Annotated in this window: 2 protein-coding genes; one reads left to right on the top strand and one right to left on the bottom strand. The window is 54.6% G+C overall.

What is annotated here, in order from left to right:
- Window positions 1-238: hypothetical protein (locus EOA38_RS39885; RefSeq protein WP_210213007.1), on the top strand; the 238-nt coding region annotated here is incomplete at its 5' end.
- A 134-nt stretch (window positions 239-372) separates the two neighbouring features.
- On the opposite strand, the gene EOA38_RS34180 is transcribed toward EOA38_RS39885, so the two are convergent.
- Window positions 373-1,362 carry a helix-turn-helix transcriptional regulator gene (locus EOA38_RS34180; RefSeq protein WP_127301296.1) on the bottom strand — a complete coding sequence of 330 codons (990 nt, stop codon included), beginning with the start codon at window positions 1,360-1,362 and terminating at the stop codon, window positions 373-375.
- Window positions 1,363-2,241 lie beyond the last annotated feature (879 nt).

Raw genomic sequence — 2,241 nt, 5'->3', positions numbered from 1 at the left:
CAATAACCCGGCGCGGCCGGAAACTCGCTACGATATCGGCATCATCGCCCGCCGCTCCGATTGCGTTACCGCCAATCGCCACAGCACCGCAGGCATATACGGAACGCCGAGTGTCCATAATGATCAAATAACCGCCGCGAACAAGATGTCGCAGACGGCTGCGAGTGTTGGTTCGGTCATGGGCGGCTCCTCCCGTCGCCACGCGGGGTTGAGTGTTCATGCGCGAGCGCAAACCTAGCTTTAGCGGGTCAGGGAAATTCGGAATAGTTCATTTTACGGTGGTGATTGATTATGCTATCGGTAGCGCGGAGCCCACCGGGCGCCCGAACCTGCCAATTATTTGCGATTATGACGGCGCAATTCAGTAATCGATCACTCGGCAGCATGCTGCAATAGGCCGCCACTTCTAATTTCCTTCGGCGTGTAGCCGTAGTGCTTTTTAAACGCCAGGCAGAAGTTGGAAGCGTGGCCGTAGCCGATTTCGTAGGCGATCATCTTCAGCGGCATTTCGGTATTTGCAAGCAGGTCGACAGCCTTTGATAAGCGCACCATAGTCCGGTAATCGTGGGCGTTGATGCCGTACCGATCCGCGAATGCCTTGTTGAAGCAACGGCTTGGGATGTTGAGTTCTTCCGCGAGCTTACATATCGACAGTTTGTTCTGCAAATCGCCGTCCAGAACGTTTTTGATGTGATCCAACTTCTCACTCATGCTCAGTGCGGCGCCGGACTTTATACAGCCGAGTGAAATCATATTATCCAAAGTAATGCAAAGTAATTCGTTGGCCTTTGCGGAGACATAATGGTGCACAAAACGTTGACTTATGCTGCGAAATATGACCGACCTTGCAATCTTCTCCATTTCCGAACACAGCGGAAGCTCGATCCAGGTAAATCGGCCGCCGGGATGGCGCAACAGGTCCTGAAGGACCGTCAGCTGTTCAGAAAACTCGGCCACCACGCGTGGCGGATCCTGCGGGTCGAAGCCGAGAGCCAGCGCCGTCTCCGACTGGCTTGCGGACCATTGACTTATCGCGTCGACGCCTTTGGGATGGAAGTAGGCGACGAACGTGGGCTTCTGCAGCTCAAGTGCTTCGCCGTTGGACGGGGAGATGGTTCGGCGCCCGTCCAAGTGATAGAGAAATACGAAGCGGTCGGTGCCCCGATGATTTTCGAGGCATTCTTCGCGCATCCTGAAGTGCTTGGTCGTCAGTAGAAGGCTTAGTTCTATCTGAAAACAGTCTTCATGGCCCGAGGCATATTCGGAAGGCGGGATCCAGCGACGTCCGAAGCCGGCCATTTCCGGCGGGGTCCGGACTTCCTCGAATTCCTTCGCCGACGCGATTTGTTCAAGAGTATCCACAGCTCGAACTCCGTTAGGTTGTTATAACAAAATACTCGATTTTGGCTCGTTGTCAAACGGGAGTAGGTGCCAAGGAAGCGGGGAAGTCTTGCGGGATTTGTGACGACCGACGTCAAGGCATCGAGGTTGGCTCGACGCCCGTGATCGCACCGAAGAAATGGCCAGGACCGTGAAAGACTGACGCAAGTTGCTGCGGAAAAGCAAACGGATGCTTCGCGTGTTGGACGGTCTGGATCAGCGGCTATTTTGGGCGCAATTGCACTCTGTTCTCACCTCCTCTCGCAGGAAAACGGCCGGAAGCGCAGAGTTGCTCAGGCAATGATTTGTCATTGTCCTGCAAATTTTGGCGGACCGCTCCTTGGGCGTCAGACTTACGGTGGCTATACTGATGGACGGTGTGTAAAGTGCCCGGCTTGGGCTTCGGCCGGAGAAACGTTCCGAGGCCTTTATGCGAGCACCGCAGGATATCCAGGAAACTGGAACGCAATGGGGCACAGTCAGTTATCCACGGCGATCCGGATAGATCAGGGTTGCGAGTGCATCTCCCGCCATTGAAACGCTGACGAAACAAACCTCGCCGGCCATTTTGGGTCCGCCGCCAAACGTCTGGAGATCCTCATCGTTCATTTTGACGCGAGACCATCCGACTGTACGCTGTGAGGGCCTAACGACGGCCGCATATAGCGGACTACCTCCGCTTCAGATGGTGCGGTCTAATTTAATCTTCATGCCCTCGCCCGCATAACGACTAGTTGATTGTCATAACTCAACAGCGGTGGCGCTGTCTCGGAATTCGGTCTTACCGTCGGGCGTCAGCAACACAGGGTCTAATTTTATGCCAATAGCGCCATTCGGCACTCGCAAAATCATAATTACGTG

This window comes from Mesorhizobium sp. M1E.F.Ca.ET.041.01.1.1 (assembly GCF_003997355.1).
Lineage (GTDB): Bacteria > Pseudomonadota > Alphaproteobacteria > Rhizobiales > Rhizobiaceae > Mesorhizobium.
This window is presented reverse-complemented; position numbering and strand designations above follow the sequence as displayed.